Below are 19,356 nucleotides of genomic sequence, written 5' to 3'. Positions count from 1 at the left end.
ACCTATTTCGAGCTTCTGAAAGGACCGCCCATGATCCGTCGCCTCCTCATCGTCCTGGCCCTGCTGGCCGCGCCCCTTGCCGCCTTGCCGGCCGCCGCTGCGGCCGCGGCGACCAAGACCGCCGTCTTCGCCGGCGGCTGCTTCTGGTGCATGGAGAACGACATGCGCGGCATCCCCGGCGTGGTGAAGGTCGAGAGCGGCTACACCGGCGGCCACGTGAAGAACCCCACCTATCGCGACGTGACCAGCGAGCGCAGCGGCCACTACGAGGCCGTCCGCGTCACCTACGACCCGGCCAGGATCGAATACGCCTACCTGCTGTCGCGCTACTGGAAGCTGGTGGACCCCACCGACGACGGCGGCCAGTTCTGCGACCGCGGCCCCTCCTACCGTCCCGCCGTCTTCGTCGACGCGCAGCAGCGCCCGGCGGCCGAACGCTCGCGCACCCTGGCCGCCCAGCGCCTGAAGACCGGCGCGATGAAGGCCCAGATCCTGCCCCTGCAGACCTTCTGGCCGGCCGAGCCCTATCACCGCGACTACGCCAGGAACAACGCCGTGGAGTACCACCTCTACCGCACCGGCTGCGGGCGGGATCGCAGGCTGGCGCAGGTCTGGGGGAAGTAGGCGCTTCGCGCGGCCCTGAGGAACCGCGGCATCATCAAAATTACATCCATAATCTCTCGACATTCCCTCGCGGGCATGGAAACGTGGCTGCAACGATAGAGGGAGACGCCGCGCCTATGCTTCGCGCCGCTTTGTTCGCCACCGTCTGCGTGGCCGCCGCTTCCGCAGCAGTCGCCCAGACCGCGCCAAAGGTCTCGGTCACCATCTACAACAGCAACCTGGCGCTCGTGCAGGACCAGCGGACGATCGACGTCGCCGCCGGCCGCCAGCGGCTGGAGTTCAAGGACGTCTCGGCCGCCATCCGGCCCGAGACCGTCAGCCTGTCCTCGCCGACCCTGGGCGTGGTCGAGCAGAACTTCGACTACGACCTGCTGACCCCCGACAAGCTGATGGAAAAGGCGGTCGGCCGGCAGATCAAGATCGTCCGCACCAACCCCGGCGACGGCAAGGAAACCACCGAGACCGCCACGGTGCTGGCCGCCAACGAGGGCGTGGTGCTGAAGATCGGCGACCGCATCGAGGTGCTGCGCGACGACGGCGTGCCCACCCGGGTGATCTTCGACAAGGTGCCCGAGACCCTGCGCGCGCGCCCGACCCTGTCGGTGACGGTCAACGCCGAGAAGGCTGGCCCCACGCCGGTAACGCTCAGCTACCTGACCTCGGGCCTGTCGTGGGCGGCCGACTACGTCGCCCTGTTCGACGATAAGAAGGGCGCGCTGGACCTGCAGGGCTGGATCACCCTGCAGAACAATTCCGGCACTGCCTTCGAGAACGCCCAGACCCAGCTGGTGGCCGGCAACGTCAGCCAGTTCAATGGCGGCGGCGGGCGCGGGGTCACCTCGGCCGGCGCCGAGAGCAGCGACCGCGAGCGCATCGCCGACTACTACATCTACCCCCTGCCCGAGCGGACCACGATCGCCGCCAGCCAGAGCAAGCAGGTCGGCTTCCTCAGCGCCCAGGCCGTGCCGGCCAAGAAGGTCTACGAGGTGCGCGAGTACGGCTTCTCCAGCGACGAGAACCCGCAGAAGGCCATCACCGCCATCCAGTTCAGCAATTCCAGGCTGAAAGGCCTGGGCGACCAGCTGCCGGCCGGGACCATGCGCGTCTACATGCGCGACCAGGCGGGCGATCCCAAGTTCATTGGCGAGAACAACATCGGCCACACCTCGGCAGGGTCGGAACTGTCGATCAAGACCGGCGAGGCCTTCGACGTCTCCAGCCAGGCCACCCTGGTCTCCCAGGAGAAGATCTCCAAGACCCGCTCGCGCTACGTCATGAAGTACCTGATCCGCAACGCCCGGCCTGAGGCCGTGACCGTCGAGCTGCGCCAGGCCGGCCTGTGGCGTGACGGCAAGGTCACCGACGAAAGCCTGCCCAGCCGCCGCATCGACGCCCGCACCCTGGCCTGGAGCGTACCCGTCCCCGCCAATGGCGAGACCGTCCTGACCTTCACGGTGGACAACGGCTGGTGAGCCCTCGCCTGAACCATCAGGAACCTTCCCCCGTGGGGGAGGTGTCGCCAAAGGCGACGGTGGGGGGAATGACCGCCAGCCTTGCCAAGCCCCCCTCCGGCCGCTGCGCGACCGCCTCCCCCGCAGGGGGAGGTTCCCTGCTGCTGCGCGCCTCCCTAGCCGCCCTCGCCCTGCTCTGCGCGCCCCTCGCCGCCCCAAGCGCCGCAAGGGCTGACGTCATCCCCTCCCCGGCCGCCGAGGCCGTGGCGGTCACCCTCTATCGCGACGGCCAGGGGCCGGTGCAGAAGCTCTCGCCCTGGGAGCGCCAGCAGGCCTTCGAGAAGGGCCTCGTGCTGGTCAGCGAGACCCGTACGGTCGAGCTGCCGGCCGGTCGTCACACCCTGCGCTTCGACGGCGTCGCCGAGGGGCTGATCGCCCAGAGCGCGGCCATCGAGGGCCTCCCGTCCGGCGCGGTCGAGCGCAACTACGACTACGCCCTGCTCAGCCCCGGCACGCTGGTCGAGCGCTCGCTGGGCAAGCCTGTGAAGGTGGTGCGCACCAACCGCGAGACCGGACGCCAGTCCAGCGTCGAGGCCACCCTGGTGCAAGGCCCGTCCGGACTGATGGTCCAGACCGCCGACGGCGTCGAGGCGCTGGGCTGCTCTGGCGGCGCCGAACGCCTGGTGTTCGACCGCGCCCCCGACGGCCTCTCCAGCAAGCCCGCCCTGTCGGCGATGATCGACGTTCCGCTGGCCGGGCGATACGAACTGACCCTGACCTACCTGGCGATCGGCGTGAATTGGCAGGCCGACTATGTCGCCACCCTCAATCCCGACGGGCAGACGCTGGACCTGCTGGGCTGGCTGACGGTGATGAACAGCTCGGGGACCAGCTTCGCCGACGCGCCGACCCAGCTGGTGGCCGGCAAGCTGTCGCGCGTGCCGGTCAGGATCGACCGGGCCCGCGTGGTCCCGGTGCGCCGCGACTGCTGGCCGATGGACACCACCACCCAAGGCCAGACGGCCATGATGATGGACGTCGGCGCCATGCCCGCCATGATGGCCCCGCCGCCTCCGCCGCCTCCGCCGCCGCCGCCCGCGCCCATGATGGACAGGTTAGTGGTCACGGGCGCCAAACGAACCATGGCCGAGCAGTCCGACCTGGGCGACTACAAGCTCTACACCCTGCCCGAACCGGTCACGGTCGCCGCACGCCAGACCAAGCAGATGGCGTTCCTCGACGAAAAGGGCGTGCGCTACCAGCGGCTCTACGTCGTGCCGGTCAGCCCTTGGAACGACTACGACCAGGAAGCGGCGATCGACGCGCCCCAGGTCGTGCTGAGGCTGGAGAACAAGAAGACCGAAGGCCTGGGCAAGCCTCTGCCGTCGGGCGCCCTGTCGGTGATGGAGACAGTCGGCGGCCTGCCCGCCTTCGCCGGCGAACAGGCCGTGCGCGACGTCGCCGTGGGCGAGCCGGCCGACCTGATGATCGGCCAGGGCATGGACGTCCGCGCCCGCCCGCGCCTGGTTCAGGACAAGCGGGCCGGCAAGACCATGGTCCGCCGCACCTACGAGGTCGACCTGGCCAACAACAAGTCGATCCCGATCACCGTCGAGATCCGCCACGATCCCAGTATCAAGTTCTTCAAGGTGATCTCCGAACCGGCCAGGCACGACATCCGCCAGGGCCAGGTCGCCTGGCGCGTGACGCTGCAGCCGGGCGAGACCCGCGTCTTCCGCTATGCCGTCAGGCACGCCGGCTGACGCCATCCAGGCGTGTCCATGGCGCCACAGCAACCAGGCGATGCGCGAGGCCGGCGAACGCCTGTCTTGCGGCGGCGCGCGACGCATGAGATCAGCCGCCTCCCGATCAGAGCTCCGGAGCCGAACCGCCGCATGTCCTTCCTCGTCGCACAGCTGAAGCCGCCCATCCCGGCGGATTTGCGCGCGTCGATGCAGGCGCGCCTGGCCCTTCGCCCCACCGTTTCCAACCGCTGATCGCGGCCGCTCCGGCCGCGTCCGGAGCTCTTCGATGTCCGTCCTGCCCCTGGCCGGTCCGTCCCTGACGGCCTCGCCGCTGCTGCGCCTGATCGCGCCCGACTACGCCGATACGCTGGCCACCCTCTGGCCCGCGCCCCATACGCCGTTCGTGACCGCGCCCGCCGCGCGGCGTCACCTCGTCTGCCTGATGCTGGCGATCGAGCCCGGCGACGCCGCGCCGCTGGAGGTCGCCCGCCTGCTGGACGAGCCCCTGCGCAAGGTCGTGCGGCTCGTGCTCGACCCCGCCCCCGACGGCCTGCGCCGGGCGCTCGAACATCTGGGCGAGATCGCCTGGAGCGCCGCCGACTACCGCGCCCTTGTCGCCCTGCTGGCCGAGCCGGCGACGGCCAAGCATCTGCGCCACGCGCCGGCGATCACCGTCGAGCAGGTCCGCACCCTGGCGGCTCTGCCCCCGGCCGTGCGCGACGGCGGCGGCGCGGCCGTGCGGATGACGCCGCCCCAGGCCGAACTGCTGGCCGAGGCTCACGCCATGCTCGCGCGCCGGCTGGAGCCGTCCATGTTGGCCGAGCGGATCGGGGCCTGGTCTCGCGCAGCCAACGCCCGGGCCCTGTTCGGACTTGTCGCCGACGACTTCCGTCACGACCTGCCCAAGGCGCCGCATCCGGGCACCGACCGGCTGAAGCCGCTGGAGAGCGTGGCGGCCATCCGCGACGCGGCCCGGCGCTATCGCAACTGCCTGGAGGGCTATGTCGACCACGCTCTGGACGAGCGCAGCGCCATCTACGAGTGGCTGCCCGAGCCCGGTGCGGTGATCGAACTGACGCCCGACAGCTTCTTCGGCTGGCGGCTCGACCAGGCGCGGCTGCGCAGCAACAAGGGCGTGGACGAGGCGACGCGGGACGCCATCGTCGCCGAACTGCGCGGCATGGGCCTGCACGTCGGCCGCAGCGCCTGGCAGGTGCGCCGGGCGCTGAACCAGGCGGCCTCGCCGAGTTTCAAGCTGGAGCCGATCGACGCCGCGATCGCCGAATACTTCACCGACGACTGAGAGGTCGTCGGTGAAGGCCAGGCCTCAGAACGGCAGGATGTTGCGCTGGCGGCTGTAGGCCAGATAGCCGATGTTGGCGCCCAGGCGCAGGCCCACGCCCGCACGGATCGGGGCCAGGACGATGGTGTCGGCCTTCTGGTAGTTCACGCCCAGGCCGCCCACGAGATAGGCGCTGCCCTCGACGCCGGGGAAGCGGCGGAAGATGGCGTCGGGATACTGCAGGTTATAGCACAGGGTGAAGACGCGGCTGGCGTTGCCGCCCCAGTCCCAGCCCACCGACGGACCCTGCCAGTACACTTCCTGGGTGGGACGGTCCTTCATGTAGAGCAGGCCGCGGCCGTAGCGCAGGCCCACCGCGATGGCGCCCGAGCCCTCCTCGCCGGCCACGTAGCCGGTGGGCTGGCCGCGCTCGCGGAAGATCCGCTCGATCGCCGCGCCGGCGCTTTCGGCCGTCACGCCCAGGAAGTCGGACGTGGCGCGGACCATCTCGTCGGCCGAATAGGTCGCCGCCGCGCCGGTGTCGTAGGCCGGCCCGTTCGGATCGGGATTGCGCGGCTGCGAGGTGCTGGCGCAGGCGCCCAGACTAACGGAGGTCAGGCCGGAGGCCATGCCGGAGAGGATCAGCGAGCGGCGGTCCATGTGTCTTTCTCGCAAGTCTAGAGCGTGGCAGCCGAAAGTGTCGGCGGTTTCAGCGACCGCCACGCTCTCATGCTTCATTTAGAGACCGCCTGTCTGCTCCTGGCTGGCCAGGAACAGGCGGGCTCTACGTGTCGGCACTGTCACAGGCTTTCATGTCGGGTTTGGGGCGCGTTGCTTAACGGGCGGTTAAGCATGTTCCGCGCTCCGGGCCCGCCAGACCTAACGCGCGGTGCGCTCCACAAGGTCCGCCAGATGTTCGGCCGCGTCGGGCACGGCCACCGAACGGGCGCCCTTGGCCATGCGGGCCAGGCGCTCGGGGCTCTTGAGCAGGGCGTTCAGCGCCCCGGCCAGGGCGTCGACCGTCAGCTCGTCCTCGAGGCACACGGCCGCGCCGCCGGCTTCTTCCAGAAGCTTGGCGTTGAAGCGCTGGTGGTCGTCGGCGGCGATCTTCAGCGGCACCAGGATCGACGGACGGCCGGCCACGGCCAGCTCGCAGCAGGTCGACGAGCCGGCCCGGCCGATGACGATGTGGCTCTGGCGCAGGCGCCCGGCCATGTCGCGGAAGAACGGCGCGACCTCGCAATCGACCATGGCGTTGCGATAGATCTTGCGGGCGTGCTCCATGCTCTCGGCCCTGGCCTGCTGGAACACCTTCATGCGGCCGCGCATCTCCTCGGGCAGCTTGGCGATGGCCTCGGGCGCCAGCTCCGAGAGCAGGCGCGCGCCCTGGCTGCCGCCGGTGACGAGGATGCGAAGCTGCACCTCGGGCGGCAGGTAGGCGACCTCCGCCAGATCGCGAATCTCCGGACGCACCGGGCTGCCGACCACATGGGCGCGGGCCTTCACAGAGGGCTTGGCCATCTGCAGGGTCGGGAAGGCGCAGGCCACTTCGGAGACGTAGGGCGCCAGGAAGCGGTTCACCCGGCCCAGCACCGCGTTCTGCTCGTGGATGACGGTCGGGCGCTTTTCCAGCAATGCGGCCAGCAGCGCGGGCAGCGCCGGATAGCCGCCGAAGCCGACCACCACCGAGGGGTTCAGCCGGGCGAAGGCCTGCCTGGCCTGCAGCACGCCTTGCGTGACCGCGATGCCGGCCTTGATCATGCCGATCGGGTCGCCGGCCTTGGCGGTGGCGGCCGACAGGGCCAGCCGCTCCTCGGCGGGGAACTTGTCGGCGTAGAACGCGCCGCGCTCGTCGGTGGCCAGCACCACGCGCCAGCCGCGGCCGATCAGGGCGTCGGAAAGCGCCTGGGCGGGGAACATGTGGCCGCCAGTGCCCCCGGCGGCGACGATCGCCAGCTTACCGCGCATCAGGCCAGGTCCGCCGCACAGGTGGCAGAAGCCGGGAAGGTGTTACGCAACTGCAGTCTCCCTAACCCGAGAACCTTCAGTCGAAGGCGCCGGTCTGGCCGAACGGTCCGCCGCCGCCATAGGACCCGGGCCGCTTGCGCGTCAGCGCCAGCGCCATACCCAGGGTGAGCCCCATGGCCAGCATCGACGAGCCGCCGTAGCTGATGAACGGTAGGGTCATGCCCTTGGTCGGGATCATGTTCAAGTTCACAGCGACATTGATGAAGGTCTGCTGGCCCAGAAGCACGAACAGGCCGGCCGAGGCCACCTGCTCGAAAGGGTCGGCCAGCTTCATCGACTTGTAGAGCCCGCGCACCACGATGAAGGCGAACAGGCTGATCAGGGCCAGCGAGAAGACGAGGCCATACTCCTCGGCCGCCACCGAATAGATGAAGTCGGTGTGCAGGTCGGGCACGTGGCGCTTCATGACGCCCTCGCCCGGGCCGCGCCCGAACAAGCCGCCGGCGTGGATGGCCTCGGCCGCACGGGTCACCTGGTGGGTGTCGGCCTGGTCGGGGCTGAGGAACTTCTGCACGCGGGCGTGCACGTGGTCGAACAGGAAATAGGTCGAGGCAAGGCCGCCCAGCGCCACCGCGCCCAGGCCCATGATCCACGAGATCGGCACCCCGGCCATCCAGAATGCGGCCCCAAAGGCGATGGTGATCAGCACGGTCTGGCCGACGTCGGGCTGCATCAGCAGCAGGGCCACGGCGATGAAATAGAGGCCAAATGCGATCGACACCCCGGGCACGCCCTCGCCCTTCTGGCCCTCGGCGAACATCCAGGAGACCAGGATGATCAGGGCCGGCTTCATGAACTCCGACGGCTGGAAGGTGAAGCCGCCGATCATCAGCCAGCGGGCCGCGCCCTTGGCGCTGTGGCCGATGAACGGCAGGGCCGCCATGACGCCGATCGAGACGATGTAGATGAAGAAGGCCGCCCGCCGGATGCCCTTGGGGCTGAGCATCGACACGGCCAGCACGATGGTCGCCGCCCCGACGCCGAACACCAGCTGGCGAATGGCGAAGTGGAACTGGTCGTCGATGCCGATCCGCTGGGCCGCGGCCGGGCTGGAGGCGAACGACAGCAGGACGCCCAGGGTGACCAGGATCGCGGTCGCGCCCAAGAGCCAGCGATCGGTCGTCCACCACCACACCCCGAGGGGCGAGCGGTCGGTCCGGGCGAAGGCGTGGGCGGTCTGCTGGCGCATGGGGGCAAGAGTCGGGCGTTACGGTTAATCGAGTCTTGCCGCCGGCCGCGACCAAATCACGGCCGGCGCGATTTTTCCCCGTTATTCCACAGGCTTGACCTCGGACCGGCCCTTCGGACCGTCGGCGGGGCGACCATACTCCCAGGCCCTGGCCAGCGGCAGGACGTGATCATGCAGGGCCTGGCCGAAGCGCACCGACTGCATCTGGATCGCAGCGTGGCCCGTGCCCGGCAGCACGACAAGTTCCTTGCCCGGCGCCTGCAGCCCGTCAAACCACGGCCGCACGAAGTCGGGATGGTCGTATTCGCCCTGGATCAGCACCATCGGCAAGGCGAAGTCCCGGCCGAGCGGCGCGGCCTTCCAGAAGTGATTGGCGTTGTAGACGGCCAGCGAGCGCTGACGACGGATGATCCTGCCGGCGTCCTTGTGGGTGAGAAGATCGTTGATGCTCCAGTCGGGCATGGCCAGCGCCTGGCGATAGAGCTGTCCTTCGCTCTTCCTTGGCCCTTCGGTCTTCAGATAGACCGGCTCGAGCGCGTCGACCTCCTTCCAGCGGCTGGGCGGATCGTAGGGCGGCGGCCCAAGCGCGGTCAGCCTGGCCAGCAGCTGCGGATGCTTGCCGGCTTTCGCCACGGCCAGCAGGTGGTCGTAGACGTGGCGGTCGCGGGCGCTGTTGTCGACCGCCTGGCCCGTGCCGACATAGACCGAGAACAGGTCGGGCCGCTGGTGGGCCATGGTCAGGGCCACGCGCGAGCCCCAGGACCAGCCCAGCACCGCGATGCGCGGCTTGTGCAGCTTGTTTCGCAGATGGTCGGTCAGGGCCAGGCCGTCGGCGACGAAGCTGTCCAGGCCCTGGTTCGGATCGATTTTGCCGCCGGCGCGGGCCAGGCTCTTGGCGTGGTCGCGACGGTCCCAGTGGACGAGCGTGAAGTCCTTCTCCCAGCTTTTGTAGTCCTCGGCGAACAGCGAGGTCGGCATGCCGCCGCCGTGCACGACCAGCAGCACCGGATTGTCGATGTTCTCGCCGCGGATCACGACCCACTGCTCGCCGCTGGGCAGCTTGACGAAGCCGCTGTCCTGGATCCCGTCCTTGGCGTCGATCCTGAGCCGCTCGGCCGTCTGGTGCTGGAAGAACGCCCGCGTCGCCGCCGCGCCCCCGCCGACCGCGATCGCCGCGGCCGCCACGCCGATCGCACCCCGGCGCAGCCACGTCTTCAGCTTGCTCATCACAGATTACCCCCGTACGTTGATTTACAGACGTAGACTGCATGAGGCAGTTATTTTTACAAGCGTAGTTTTACGTGCTTCCGATGGCCCATGCCTCCAGATGCTCCCCCTGAAGGGGGAGCTGTCGCGGAGCGACTGAGGGGGAAGGGACTGCGAGTTTTGCGGAAGAACTGACTTCATCAGGAACTTCCCCCTCCGGCCCTCCGGGCCACCTCCCCCTTCGGGGGGAGGATCTTCAAATACCAACGATCTCCGATTGCTGGACGTGCGCCTGAAACCGGCGGATGCTGTCGGCTTGACGGTCCAGCTTGGGAGGGCTTGATGACTGTTGCGGATACCCTGGGCGGGACGACCGCCAAGACCCCGTGGCATCTGTGGCTGGTCGGCGTGGTCGCCGTCCTGTTCAACGCCATCGGCGTCTTTGACTTCACGATGAGCATGATCCAGGGCGAGGCCTACATGGCCGCCGCCGGGATGACGCCTGAACAGATCGCGCACTACCGCGAAATGCCCGCCTGGATGACGCTGGTCTGGGCGATCGGGGTGCTGGGGGCGTTCGGCGCCTCGGCGCTGGTGCTGCTGCGCCGCAAGCTGGCGTTTCCGGTCTTCGCCGTCTCGCTGGCGGCGTTCCTGGTCAGCCTGCTCTACACCTACGCCCTGACCGACGGCGGCAAGGTGATGGGCCAGCAGATGGCGATCACCAGCGCCGTCATCGCCGCGCTGCTGGCGTTCTTCACCTGGTACGCCTGGGCGATGGGCCGGCGGGGCGTGCTGCGCTAGGCGCGCTTGGCCTTGGGCTTGACCAGCCCGTTCACGGCGGCGCGGAAGGCCTCGCCGCGGGCCTCGAAGTCGCTGAACTGGTCGAACGAGGCGCAGGCGGGCGAGAGCAGGACGATGGCGTCCTGGCCGCTGGCGGCGGCGTCGGCATAGGCGGCGGCGACGGCGGATTCGATGTCGCCGCACTGCTTGACCGGAGCCTTGCCCTCCAGCGTCTGGCCGAACTCCTGCGCGGCCTGTCCGATCAGGTAGGCGCCGGCCACGCGCGGGAACAGGTCCACGAGGTTGGCGATGCCGCCGGCCTTGGGCACGCCGCCGGCGATCCAGTAGAACTTCGGATAGCTCGACATCGCCTGGCGGGCGGCGTCGGCGTTGGTGGCCTTGCTGTCGTTGACGAAGGCGACCTTGCCGATCTTGCCGACCGTCTCCATGCGGTGCGCCAGGCCCGGGAAGGTCATCAGGCCCTCGACCGCCTGCTGGGGCGGGATGCCGATGGCGATGGCGGCGGCATAGGCGGCCGCGGCGTTCTGCCAGTTGTGGCGGCCCGGCAGGCTGCGGGCGCGCAGCAGATCGGCCATCTCGGTCACGCGCTCGCCGGTGGCGTCGTACAGCACGCCCTGCAGGGCGTAGACGCCCCGGCCCATGGCCTTGCCGGCGCTGATCGGCCAGATGGTGCGGCGGTTGGCGGCGGTGATCTCGGTGCAGATCTGCTGGCACCAGGGATCGTCCACCCCGATGATCGCCGTGTCGCCCTTGCCCTGGTTGAGGAAGATGCGGCGCTTGGCGGCGATGTAGCCCTCCATCGAGCCATGGCGGTCGATGTGGTCGGGCGACAGGTTGAGCAGCACCGTGGCGTCGGCGTGCAGGCTGGAGGTCAGGTCCAGCTGGTAGCTCGACAGCTCCAGCACGTAGACCGCGCCGCCGTGCATGTCTTCCAGGCCAAGGATCCCGGCGCCGATGTTGCCGCCCACGCGGGTGTCGCGGCCGGCCTGCTGGCACAGGTGGCCGATCAGGGCCGTGGTGGTCGACTTGCCGTTGGTGCCGGTGATGGCGATGATCTTCGGCTTCTTGTGCTCGGGCGCGGCGTTGACCGTCCGGGCGAAGAGCTCGACGTCGCCCAGGATCTCGACGCCGGCTTCCTTGGCCTTGTCGACCGTCCAGTGGGGCTTGGGATGGGTCAGCGGCACGCCCGGCGACAGCATCAGAGCGGCGAACCGGCTCCAGTCCGCGGTCGAGAGATCGACGACCGGCAGGCCCTCGGCCGCCGCGGCTTCGCGGCTGGCTTCCTTCTCGTCCCACAGCGCCACCTGGGCGCCGCCGGCGATCAGGGCGCGCGCGGCCGTCAGGCCGGTGCGGCCCAGGCCGAACACCGCGACCGTCTTGTCCTCGAACCCACGGACCGGGATCATCCTACGCTCTCCCCTACCGCAGCTTCAGCGTGGCCAGGCCGACGAACGACAGCATCATGGCGACGATCCAGAAACGGACGACGACGGTGCTCTCGGCCCAGCCCAGCTTTTCGAAATGGTGGTGGATCGGCGCCATCAGGAAGATGCGCTTGCCGGTCTTCTTGAAGTAGGCGACCTGGATCATCACGCTCAGCGCCTCGGCCACGAACAGGCCGCCGACGATGCCCAGGACCAGCTCGTGCTTGGCGCAGACGGCGATCGAGCCGAGCGCGCCGCCCAGGGCCAGCGAGCCGGTGTCGCCCATGAAGATCTTGGCCGGCGGGGCGTTGTACCAGAGGAAGCCCATGCCGCCGCCGATGATGGCGCCGCAGACCACGGCCAGCTCGCCGACGCTCGGCACGAAGTGCAGGTTCAGATAGTCGGCGAACTTGTAGTTGCCCACCAGGTAGGCGATCAGGCCGAAGGTCGAGGCGGCGAACATCACCGGCACGATGGCCAGGCCGTCCAGGCCGTCGGTCAGGTTCACGGCGTTGGAGAAGCCGGCGATCGTGAAGGCGGCGAAGGCCACGTAGAACCAGCCGAGATTGATCACCAGGTTCTTGAGGATCGGGAAGACCAGCGAGGTCTCCAGGCCCGGCGTCATCTGCGACTTCGGGGCGAAGACGATCAGGGCGATGGCCGCCAGGATCGAGACGATGAACTGGGCGACCAGCTTCTGGCCGCTGGAGAGGCCGGCGGTCGTCTGCTTGGTGACCTTGGCGTAGTCGTCCATGAAGCCCAGCACGCCGAAGGCGGCCGTGATGCCCAGCACCACCCAGACGTGGACGTTGCGCAGGTCGGCGAACAGCAGCGAGCCGACGAACAGGCCGGCCAGGATCATGAAGCCGCCCATGGTGGGCGTGCCGGACTTCTCCAGAACGTGGCGCTCGATGCCGTCGGTGCGGATCGGCTGGCCCTTGCCCTGCTTGGCCTTCATCCAGCGGATGAAGCGCGAGCCCATGGCCACGGCCACGATATAGGCCGTCAGCATCGACATGCCGGTGCGGAAGGTCAGGTACTTGAGCAGGTTCAGGACCGGCACGTGCTCGTGGCCGCCGCGCGAGAGCCATTCGTAGAGGAAATACAGCATCAGACTTGTTCCCGCAGGCCGAGCGCGGACAGGGCGGCGGCGATTGCGCCGGCCCGTGATCCGTTCGACCCCTTCACCATCACCACGTCGCCGGGCTGCATGGCCTCGACGATCTGCTGCGCCAACGCGGGCGCGGCGTCCGCATAGCCGCCCCGGCGCTCCTGCGGAAGCGCCTTCCACAGCGACATCATTAACGGGCCGGCGCAGAACACCAGGTCGATGCCGGCCTTCTCGATCGCCTGCGACAGCTCGGCATGGAAGCGCGGGCTGTCGGGGCCCAGCTCCAGCATGTCGGTCAGGGCCACGATCTTGCGGCCGGCGACCTTGCGCGCGCCCAGCGTGGCCAGGGCCGCCTGCATCGACACCGGATTGGCGTTGTAGCTCTCGTCGACCAGGGTGAAGGCGCCGCCCTTCAGCGCGATTTCAAGCTCGGCTCCGCGGCCCTCGATCGGCGCGAAGTCGGCCAGCGCCGCCAGGGCCGTGGGGCGATCGACGCCCAGGGCCTCCAGCATCAGCAGCACGCACAGGCTGTTGGGGCCCCAGTGGACGCCGGTCTGGCGGATCGGGAACGACAGCGGCTGGCCGTCCAGCTCGGCGACGACGGTCGCGCCCTGCCCCTCGACCACGAAGTCGACCAGGCGGGCATAGGCGGCGTCACGGCCAAAGTCGCGCACGACGGCGCCGGCCTTCTCGGCCTCGCCCTTCAGCAGGTCGAACCATTGGTTGTCGGCGTTCAGCACGGCGACGCCGCCCGGCTCCAGCCCGTCGAAGATCTCGGCCTTGGCCTTGGCGACGCCGATCTCGCCCTCGGCGAAGTTCTCCAGGTGCACGGGACCGACCGTGGTGATGGCCACAGCGTGCGGGCGGATGAACTTCGACAGCGGGGTGATCTCGCCCGAGTGGTTCATGCCGACCTCGAACACCGCCCGCTGCGTGTCGCGCGGCATGCGGGCCAGGGTCAGGGGAACGCCGATGTGGTTGTTGTAGCTCTTCACCGAGGCGTGGGCCTTGCCGGCGCGGCGAAGGCCGGCCTCGACGGCGCGGGTGACGCTGGTCTTGCCGACCGAGCCCGTCACCGCGCCGCGACGGGCCTGCGGCGCGCGCTCGCGGGCGGCCACGCCCAGGGCCTCCAGGGCCTTGAAGGTGTCGGCGACGACGACGGCCGGGGTCTCGACAGCTTGCGAGACCAGCGCGCCGGCCGCACCCTTCTGCGCCGTCTGGGCGACGAACTCGTGGCCGTCGCGCACGCCGGCCAGGGCGACGAACAGATCGCCCGGCTCGACGGTGCGGCTGTCGATCGACACGCCGGCAGCCGAAAAGTCGCCAGCGACCTGGCCGCCCGTCGCGGCGGCGATCTCCTCGGCCGTCCAGAGCACGTCAGCCATGGACGGCCTCCAGCGCGCTCAGGGTCTCGACCACGTCGTCGAACGGGTGAACGACGCCAGCCACGGTCTGGCCCTGCTCGTGGCCCTTGCCGGCCACGACCAGCACGTCGCCGTCTTCCAGCAGGGCGACGCCGGCGCGGATGGCCTCGCGACGATCGCCGATCTCGCGCGCGCCCGGGGCGGTGGCGAGGATGGCGGCGCGGATGCTGGCGGGATCTTCCGAACGCGGATTGTCGTCGGTGACGATGGCGACGTCGGCCAGGCGCGCGGCGATCTCGCCCATCTGCGGACGCTTGGTGCGGTCGCGGTCGCCGCCGGCCCCGAACACGGCCACCAGCTTGCCCCGCACGTGCGGGCGCAGGGCCTTCAGCACCGTCTCCAGGCCGTCGGGGGTGTGGGCGTAGTCGACATAGGCCTCGCCCTTGCCGGTTCCCTTGCCCACGCGCTGCAGCCGGCCGGCCGCGCCTTCCAGCCTTTCCAGGGCGGCGAGCACGGCGTCCAGGTCCTCGCCCGTGGCCAGGACGAGACCCGCGGCGACCAGCACGTTGGAGGCCTGGAAGTCGCCGGCCAGCGGCAGCTTCACCTCGAACTGACGGTCCTGGGCGGCGATCTTCAGCAACTGGCCCCACGGGGTCGGCTCGCGCGAGATCAGCTTCAGGCCCTGGCCCTGCTCGCCCACCGAAAGGATGGTCTCGCCCGAGGTCACGGCGGCGGCGGCGAAGGCGGGGAAGGCGTCGCTGTCGGCGTTCAGCACGGCGGTCGCGCCGCGCGGCAGCAGGGCTTCGAACAGGCGCAGCTTGGCGGCCCGGTAGCAGCCCATGGTGCCGTGATAGTCCAGGTGGTCCTGGGTGAAGTTGGTGAAGCCGGCGGCGCTGATCCTCAGGCCGTCCAGGCGGCGCTGGTCGATGCCGTGCGACGAGGCCTCGACGGCCAGGTGGGTGACGCCCATGGCGGCCAGCCTGGCGGCCATCTCGGCGACGTCGGCGGCGTCCGGCGTGGTCAGGCCCGGCGGGGTCAGTTGCTCGTCGGGAACGCCAGGCGCGCTGACGACGACGCCCAGCGTGCCCATGCTGGCGGCCTTCTTGCCCAGCAGGGCGTAGATCTGGCGGGCGAAGCCGGCGACCGAGGTCTTGCCGTTGGTGCCGGTGACGGCGATCACCGTGGCCGGCTGGGCGGCCCAGAACTCCGCGGCGGCCAGGGCGTAGGCCCGGCGGATATCGCCTGCATGAGCGGTCGGGACCGGCAGGCCCGTCACGTCGTCGGGGGCCAGCACGGCGGCCGCGCCCGAGGCGATCGCGCCCTGAATGAACGAGCGGCCGTCGACCTTGCTGCCCGGCAGGGCGGCGAACAGGAAGCCTTCACGCACCTTGCGGCTGTCGGCGGTGACGCCGGCGATGGCCGGGTCAGCGTCGAACGGACGGTGCAGGATCTGTGAAAGCGTCTTGGTCAAAGTCCCGCCCCTGGCGTGGTGGCTTTCGGCTGGGCGCCGGCGATGATGAGGTCGTTCCGGCGCTGGACGCCGAGGAACGGGGCGATGCGGTCGATGACCCGGCCGGCGGCCGGCGTGGCCACCCAGCCGCCCGTCGAGAAGCCGAAGGTCTTGGCCGTGCCGTGCGGCTCGTCCAGCAGGATCAGGACGAAGTAGCGGTCGGCCTCCATCGGCCCCTCGGTGGGGAACACCGCGGCGAAGGACGAGACCTGGCGCTGGTGGTTGTAGCCCCGGATCGTAGGATCGTACTTCTCGCCGGTGCCGGTCTTGCCACCGACCGACAGGCCCTTGACGTCGGCGGTCTTGCCGCTGCCGCCGGTGACGTTGGCCCGCATGATCTGCAGCATCTGCTGCGAGGTCTCTTCGGACAGCACGCGCGGACCTTCCGGGCGCACGCCGGGCGGCAGCTTGCGGATGGTCAGGGGCGGCATGGTGCCGCCGTTCAGCAGCGGGCCGAACGCGCGGGCCAGGGCCAGCGGGCTGACGTTCATGCCGTGGCCGAACGAGGTGGAGGCCACCGCGTCGGTGTCCCACTTCTTCGGCGTCAGCGGACGGGCGGACTCGCGCAGCTCCACCTTGGCCGGCTTGGTCAGGCCCAGGTTGTTGTAATACTGGCTCAGACGCTGGGCGCCGACGCCCTCGGCCAGGCGCGCGGTGCCGATGTTGGACGAGTGCTGGAACACCTCGACCAGGGTCAGGATCTTTCGCGAGGCGTGGTAGTCGTGGATCGTGCGATAGCCCAGCTTGTACGGCTCGCGCGCGTCGAAGGTCGAGCTGGGCGTAGCCACGCCCGTATCCAGGCCGATGGCGACGGTGAAGGCCTTGAAGGTCGACCCCATCTCGTAGACCGAGGCGGCCGCGCGGTTGAGCTTGGCGTCGTCGCTGGCCTTGCCCGGATCGTTCGGATCGAAGTCCGGATAGCTGGCCAGCCCCAGGATTTCGCCGGTGTGAACGTTGGTGACGATGCCCACGGCGCCCTTGGGACCGAACTCCAGCGCGGCCTTGCGCAGCTCGTCCTCGAGGGCGGCCTGGACGCGAAGGTCGATCGACAGGGCGATCGGGGCCGCGCCCTCGCCCTTGGCGGCGGCGGCGTGGATGTCGTCGTTCAGCGCGGCCTCGGCGCCGGCCAGGCCCTTGCCGCCGCCGTCGACGAAGCCGACGAAGTGCGCGGCCGAAACGCCCAGCGGATAGACGCGGCGCGCCTGTTCCTCGAACTCCACGCCGGGCAGGCCGAGGTTGAAGATGGCGTCCTTCTGGGCCGGATCCAGACCGCCCAGCAGGAAGGTGCGGCGGTCGCCGAAGATGGCCTTGTCCAGACGCTTGGCCGGCACCTGCGGCAGGGCCTTGCCCAGAGCCGCGCGGGTGGCCTTGGCGTCCCAGACCTCCTTGGGGTCGATGTAGAGCGCGTAGTGGGTCAGGTCGACGGCCAGCAGCTTGCCTTCGCGGTCGGTCAGGTCGCCGCGCGCGCCCTCCATGGCCGCCAGGTAGCCGCCGTTCTTGCCGGCGTTGGAGAACACCGCCGCCCAGGTGGCGCCGACCGCCAGCACCATGAAGGCGCAGCCGAACAGGGCCAGGACGAAGAAGATGCGGATGCTGGTGTCGTCTTCCGGCTTGGCCGCGGCGCGCGAGCGCTCGAAGGCGTGCTCCAGGCGCCAGACGCGCTCGATCAGCCAGCGCCAGGCCGGACCGCCGCCATGGGGAACCAGGTTGGCCAGGCTCATCGCGGAGCCTCCTCGACGCCGGTGCTGTCGGGCGCGTCGGCGGCCAAGGCCGGATCGGCGGCGGCGACCGGCGGCGCGGGCAGCTTCGAGGCCGGGATCGGCTTGCGGGCCACGTCGATCAGCGCGTCCTCGCTGGTCTCGCGGTCGGGCGAGATCGGCGCCAGCTGCGCGGACTGGGCCAGGGACTCGATGCGGCGTGGCTGCTCCAGGTGAGCGACCTCGGCCTGCAGCAGGCGGACCTTGATGCGCTCTTCCTCGATCTGGCGCTCGACCGAGGCGATCTCGGCGCGCTCGCGGCCGGCGAAGGCCTTCGCCATGTAGACGCCCAGCACCAGGGTCAGCAGCACGCCGACGCCGACGATGTCGACGACGCGGAAGCCGCGCACGCGGCGGTCGAAGACCTCCGAGATCCTCATGCCGAGGCCTCCCAGACGGGAGCTTCGGTGCGGACGGCGGCGCGCAGCTTGGACGAGCGGGCGCGCGGATTGACGGCCAGCTCGGCCTCGCCCGGCGCGATGGCCTTGGTCGAGATCAGCTGGAAGCTGGGCGGCGCGCCCTGCGCGGTCGGCGGCGCGTGGCGGCTGCCGCCCGGCGTGCGCCCTGCCCGCTCGGCCAGGAAATTCTTGACGATGCGGTCTTCCAGCGAGTGGAAGGTGACGACCGCGAGGCGGCCGCCCGGCTTCAGCACGCTTTCGGCGGCGGCGAGACCTGCCTCCAGCTCGCCCAGCTCGTCGTTGACGGCGATGCGCAGGCCCTGGAACGAGCGCGTGGCGGGGTGAACCTTGGCGCCCTTGCGCCCGCCCAGCGACCGCTCGATCACGGCGGCCAGGTCCAGAGTGCGGGTGAACGGCTGCTCGGCGCGGCGCTTGACGATGAAGCTGGCCACGCGGCGCGAGGCGTGCTCCTCGCCGTAGAGGTAGAGGATGCGGGCCAGCTCGGCCTGGTCGAGAGTGTTGACCAGATCGGCCGCCGTGGGACCGTCATCGCCCATGCGCATGTCCAGGGGACCGTCGCGCATGAAGGAGAAGCCGCGCTCGGCTTCGTCGAGCTGCATGGAAGACACGCCAAGATCCAGGGTTACGCCGTCCACCGACGCAGGCCCAAAATAGGCGGTGATTTGCGAGAAACGGTCCTGAATCAGCCGAAAGCGACCATCCGCCGCGGGAAGATCGGCGGTGAAGCGCTGCACGGTCGGATCGCGATCGAAGGCCGTGACCGAGGCCCCGCTGGCCAGGATCGCGCGGGTGTAGCCGCCGGCCCCGAAGGTGCCGTCCAGGATCATGTCGCCGGGCTTGGCGTCGAGGGCCTCGACCACTTCGCCCAGCAGGACCGAGATGTGCGGCGCGGCGCTCACGCGACGCCTCCCAGGCGCGCGGCGCGCTGCTGGGCGCGCAGGGCGGCCAGGCCGTCGCGGGCCAGTTCGCGCTGTGTCGCGCGGTGGGCCTGGAAGGCGTCGCGCGACCAGATCTGGAAGCGCTCGCCCAAGCCGACGATCGTCACCTCGTCCGTAAGGCCGAACATGTCGCACAGCACGTCGGGCAGGGTGATGCGGCCGGCGGTGTCGAACGACAGGCGGGCCATGCCGCCCAGCACGCTGGTCTCCAGCGCCGAGCGCACCGGATCACCGAAGGGCAGCTCGTCGATCACCGCCTGGTAGCGGTCGAACAGAGCCTTGCCGCCGGCCTCCAGGCAATCGGCCTCGATCGAGGGAAAGCAGAAGATGCCGTCGAAGGGGCCCGAGACGGCGGCGCGGAACTCCTGCGGCACCACGAGGCGCCGCTTGCTGTCCAGCTGCTTCTCGAACGTCGAGAGGAACACCCCGCCAACCCTTGCCCAAAACACGGTCGCCCCAGCACGAGTCCGACCGGCCCGAATGGGTTAACATGGGATGAAGTGGGAA

General features: G+C 69.9%; 17 protein-coding genes. 5 read left to right on the top strand and 12 right to left on the bottom strand.

The features are described from left to right. Window positions 1–30 precede the first annotated feature (30 nt). The 4 genes from msrA to DDF67_RS06435 all read left to right on the top strand — a co-directional run bounded on the left by msrA (window position 31) and on the right by DDF67_RS06435 (window position 5,123). Window positions 31–624, top strand: a complete 594-nt coding sequence (gene msrA, locus DDF67_RS06450; RefSeq protein WP_109100087.1) for a peptide-methionine (S)-S-oxide reductase MsrA — start codon at window positions 31–33, stop codon at window positions 622–624. Window positions 625–740: 116 nt separating this feature from the next. Further along, the gene (locus DDF67_RS06445; RefSeq protein WP_109100086.1) at window positions 741–2,096 is read left to right on the top strand and encodes a DUF4139 domain-containing protein; all 1,356 of its coding nucleotides are present in this window, start codon (window positions 741–743) and stop codon (window positions 2,094–2,096) included. Between the two features lie 68 nt (window positions 2,097–2,164). Further along, window positions 2,165–3,838, top strand: a complete 1,674-nt coding sequence (locus tag DDF67_RS06440; protein ID WP_233247563.1) for a DUF4139 domain-containing protein — start codon at window positions 2,165–2,167, stop codon at window positions 3,836–3,838. 268 nt (window positions 3,839–4,106) lie between these two features. Beyond that, window positions 4,107–5,123, top strand: coding sequence for a hypothetical protein (locus DDF67_RS06435; RefSeq protein ID WP_109100085.1), 1,017 nt, complete (start codon window positions 4,107–4,109; stop codon window positions 5,121–5,123). Window positions 5,124–5,147: 24 nt separating this feature from the next. Here DDF67_RS06435 and DDF67_RS06430 read toward each other — a convergent pair whose 3' ends face one another. From DDF67_RS06430 to DDF67_RS06415, 4 genes are all read right to left on the bottom strand, one after another. After that, on the bottom strand, window positions 5,148–5,762 hold the full coding sequence (locus tag DDF67_RS06430) for a DUF1134 domain-containing protein (protein WP_109100084.1): 615 nt from the start codon (window positions 5,760–5,762) through the stop codon (window positions 5,148–5,150). 219 nt (window positions 5,763–5,981) lie between these two features. Next, a complete protein-coding gene (murG, locus tag DDF67_RS06425; RefSeq protein ID WP_109100083.1) occupies window positions 5,982–7,070 on the bottom strand; it encodes an undecaprenyldiphospho-muramoylpentapeptide beta-N-acetylglucosaminyltransferase in 1,089 nt (362 codons plus the stop codon). Between the two features lie 76 nt (window positions 7,071–7,146). Further along, entirely contained in the window at window positions 7,147–8,319 is a 1,173-nt protein-coding gene (gene ftsW, locus DDF67_RS06420) for a putative lipid II flippase FtsW (protein WP_101715338.1), read from the bottom strand. Between the two features lie 81 nt (window positions 8,320–8,400). Beyond that, window positions 8,401–9,546 (bottom strand): alpha/beta fold hydrolase, encoded by a 1,146-nt coding sequence (locus tag DDF67_RS06415; RefSeq protein ID WP_109100082.1) that lies wholly within the window; start codon window positions 9,544–9,546, stop codon window positions 8,401–8,403. 321 nt (window positions 9,547–9,867) lie between these two features. Between DDF67_RS06415 and DDF67_RS06410 the strand changes: the two genes are divergently transcribed. Beyond that, window positions 9,868–10,326: a hypothetical protein gene (locus DDF67_RS06410; protein ID WP_233247562.1), complete on the top strand. Its 459-nt coding sequence runs from the start codon at window positions 9,868–9,870 to the stop codon at window positions 10,324–10,326. On the opposite strand, the gene murD is transcribed toward DDF67_RS06410, so the two are convergent. From murD to DDF67_RS06370, 8 genes are read right to left on the bottom strand one after another with little or no spacing between them, the layout of a single operon-like run. Next, window positions 10,323–11,732 carry a UDP-N-acetylmuramoyl-L-alanine--D-glutamate ligase gene (gene murD / locus DDF67_RS06405; RefSeq protein WP_109100081.1) on the bottom strand — a complete coding sequence of 470 codons (1,410 nt, stop codon included), beginning with the start codon at window positions 11,730–11,732 and terminating at the stop codon, window positions 10,323–10,325. The two genes, DDF67_RS06410 and murD, sit on opposite strands and share 4 nt — an antisense overlap. A 13-nt stretch (window positions 11,733–11,745) precedes the next feature. Then, on the bottom strand, window positions 11,746–12,861 hold the full coding sequence (gene mraY / locus DDF67_RS06400) for a phospho-N-acetylmuramoyl-pentapeptide-transferase (protein ID WP_109100080.1): 1,116 nt from the start codon (window positions 12,859–12,861) through the stop codon (window positions 11,746–11,748). Then, complete coding sequence (locus DDF67_RS06395) at window positions 12,861–14,246, bottom strand: UDP-N-acetylmuramoyl-tripeptide--D-alanyl-D-alanine ligase (protein ID WP_109100079.1); 1,386 nt, start codon at window positions 14,244–14,246, stop codon at window positions 12,861–12,863. Before DDF67_RS06395 ends, mraY begins: the two co-directional genes overlap by 1 nt. Continuing rightward, window positions 14,239–15,696 carry a UDP-N-acetylmuramoyl-L-alanyl-D-glutamate--2,6-diaminopimelate ligase gene (locus DDF67_RS06390; protein WP_109100078.1) on the bottom strand — a complete coding sequence of 486 codons (1,458 nt, stop codon included), beginning with the start codon at window positions 15,694–15,696 and terminating at the stop codon, window positions 14,239–14,241. The genes DDF67_RS06395 and DDF67_RS06390 overlap by 8 nt, the downstream gene beginning before the upstream one ends. After that, the gene (locus tag DDF67_RS06385; RefSeq protein WP_109100077.1) at window positions 15,693–17,456 is read right to left on the bottom strand and encodes a peptidoglycan D,D-transpeptidase FtsI family protein; all 1,764 of its coding nucleotides are present in this window, start codon (window positions 17,454–17,456) and stop codon (window positions 15,693–15,695) included. The genes DDF67_RS06390 and DDF67_RS06385 overlap by 4 nt, the downstream gene beginning before the upstream one ends. After that, window positions 17,453–17,872, bottom strand: coding sequence for a cell division protein FtsL (ftsL, locus tag DDF67_RS06380; protein WP_109100076.1), 420 nt, complete (start codon window positions 17,870–17,872; stop codon window positions 17,453–17,455). Before ftsL ends, DDF67_RS06385 begins: the two co-directional genes overlap by 4 nt. Further along, on the bottom strand, window positions 17,869–18,810 hold the full coding sequence (rsmH, locus tag DDF67_RS06375; protein ID WP_109100075.1) for a 16S rRNA (cytosine(1402)-N(4))-methyltransferase RsmH: 942 nt from the start codon (window positions 18,808–18,810) through the stop codon (window positions 17,869–17,871). The genes ftsL and rsmH overlap by 4 nt, the downstream gene beginning before the upstream one ends. Beyond that, complete coding sequence (locus DDF67_RS06370; protein ID WP_101712390.1) at window positions 18,807–19,274, bottom strand: division/cell wall cluster transcriptional repressor MraZ; 468 nt, start codon at window positions 19,272–19,274, stop codon at window positions 18,807–18,809. The genes rsmH and DDF67_RS06370 overlap by 4 nt, the downstream gene beginning before the upstream one ends. Between the last annotated feature and the right edge of the window lie 82 nt (window positions 19,275–19,356).

Source organism: Caulobacter endophyticus (genome assembly GCF_003116815.1).
Lineage (GTDB): Bacteria > Pseudomonadota > Alphaproteobacteria > Caulobacterales > Caulobacteraceae > Caulobacter > Caulobacter endophyticus.
The sequence above is the reverse complement of the archived record's forward strand: the minus strand, read 5'-3'. Positions and strand labels throughout refer to the sequence as shown.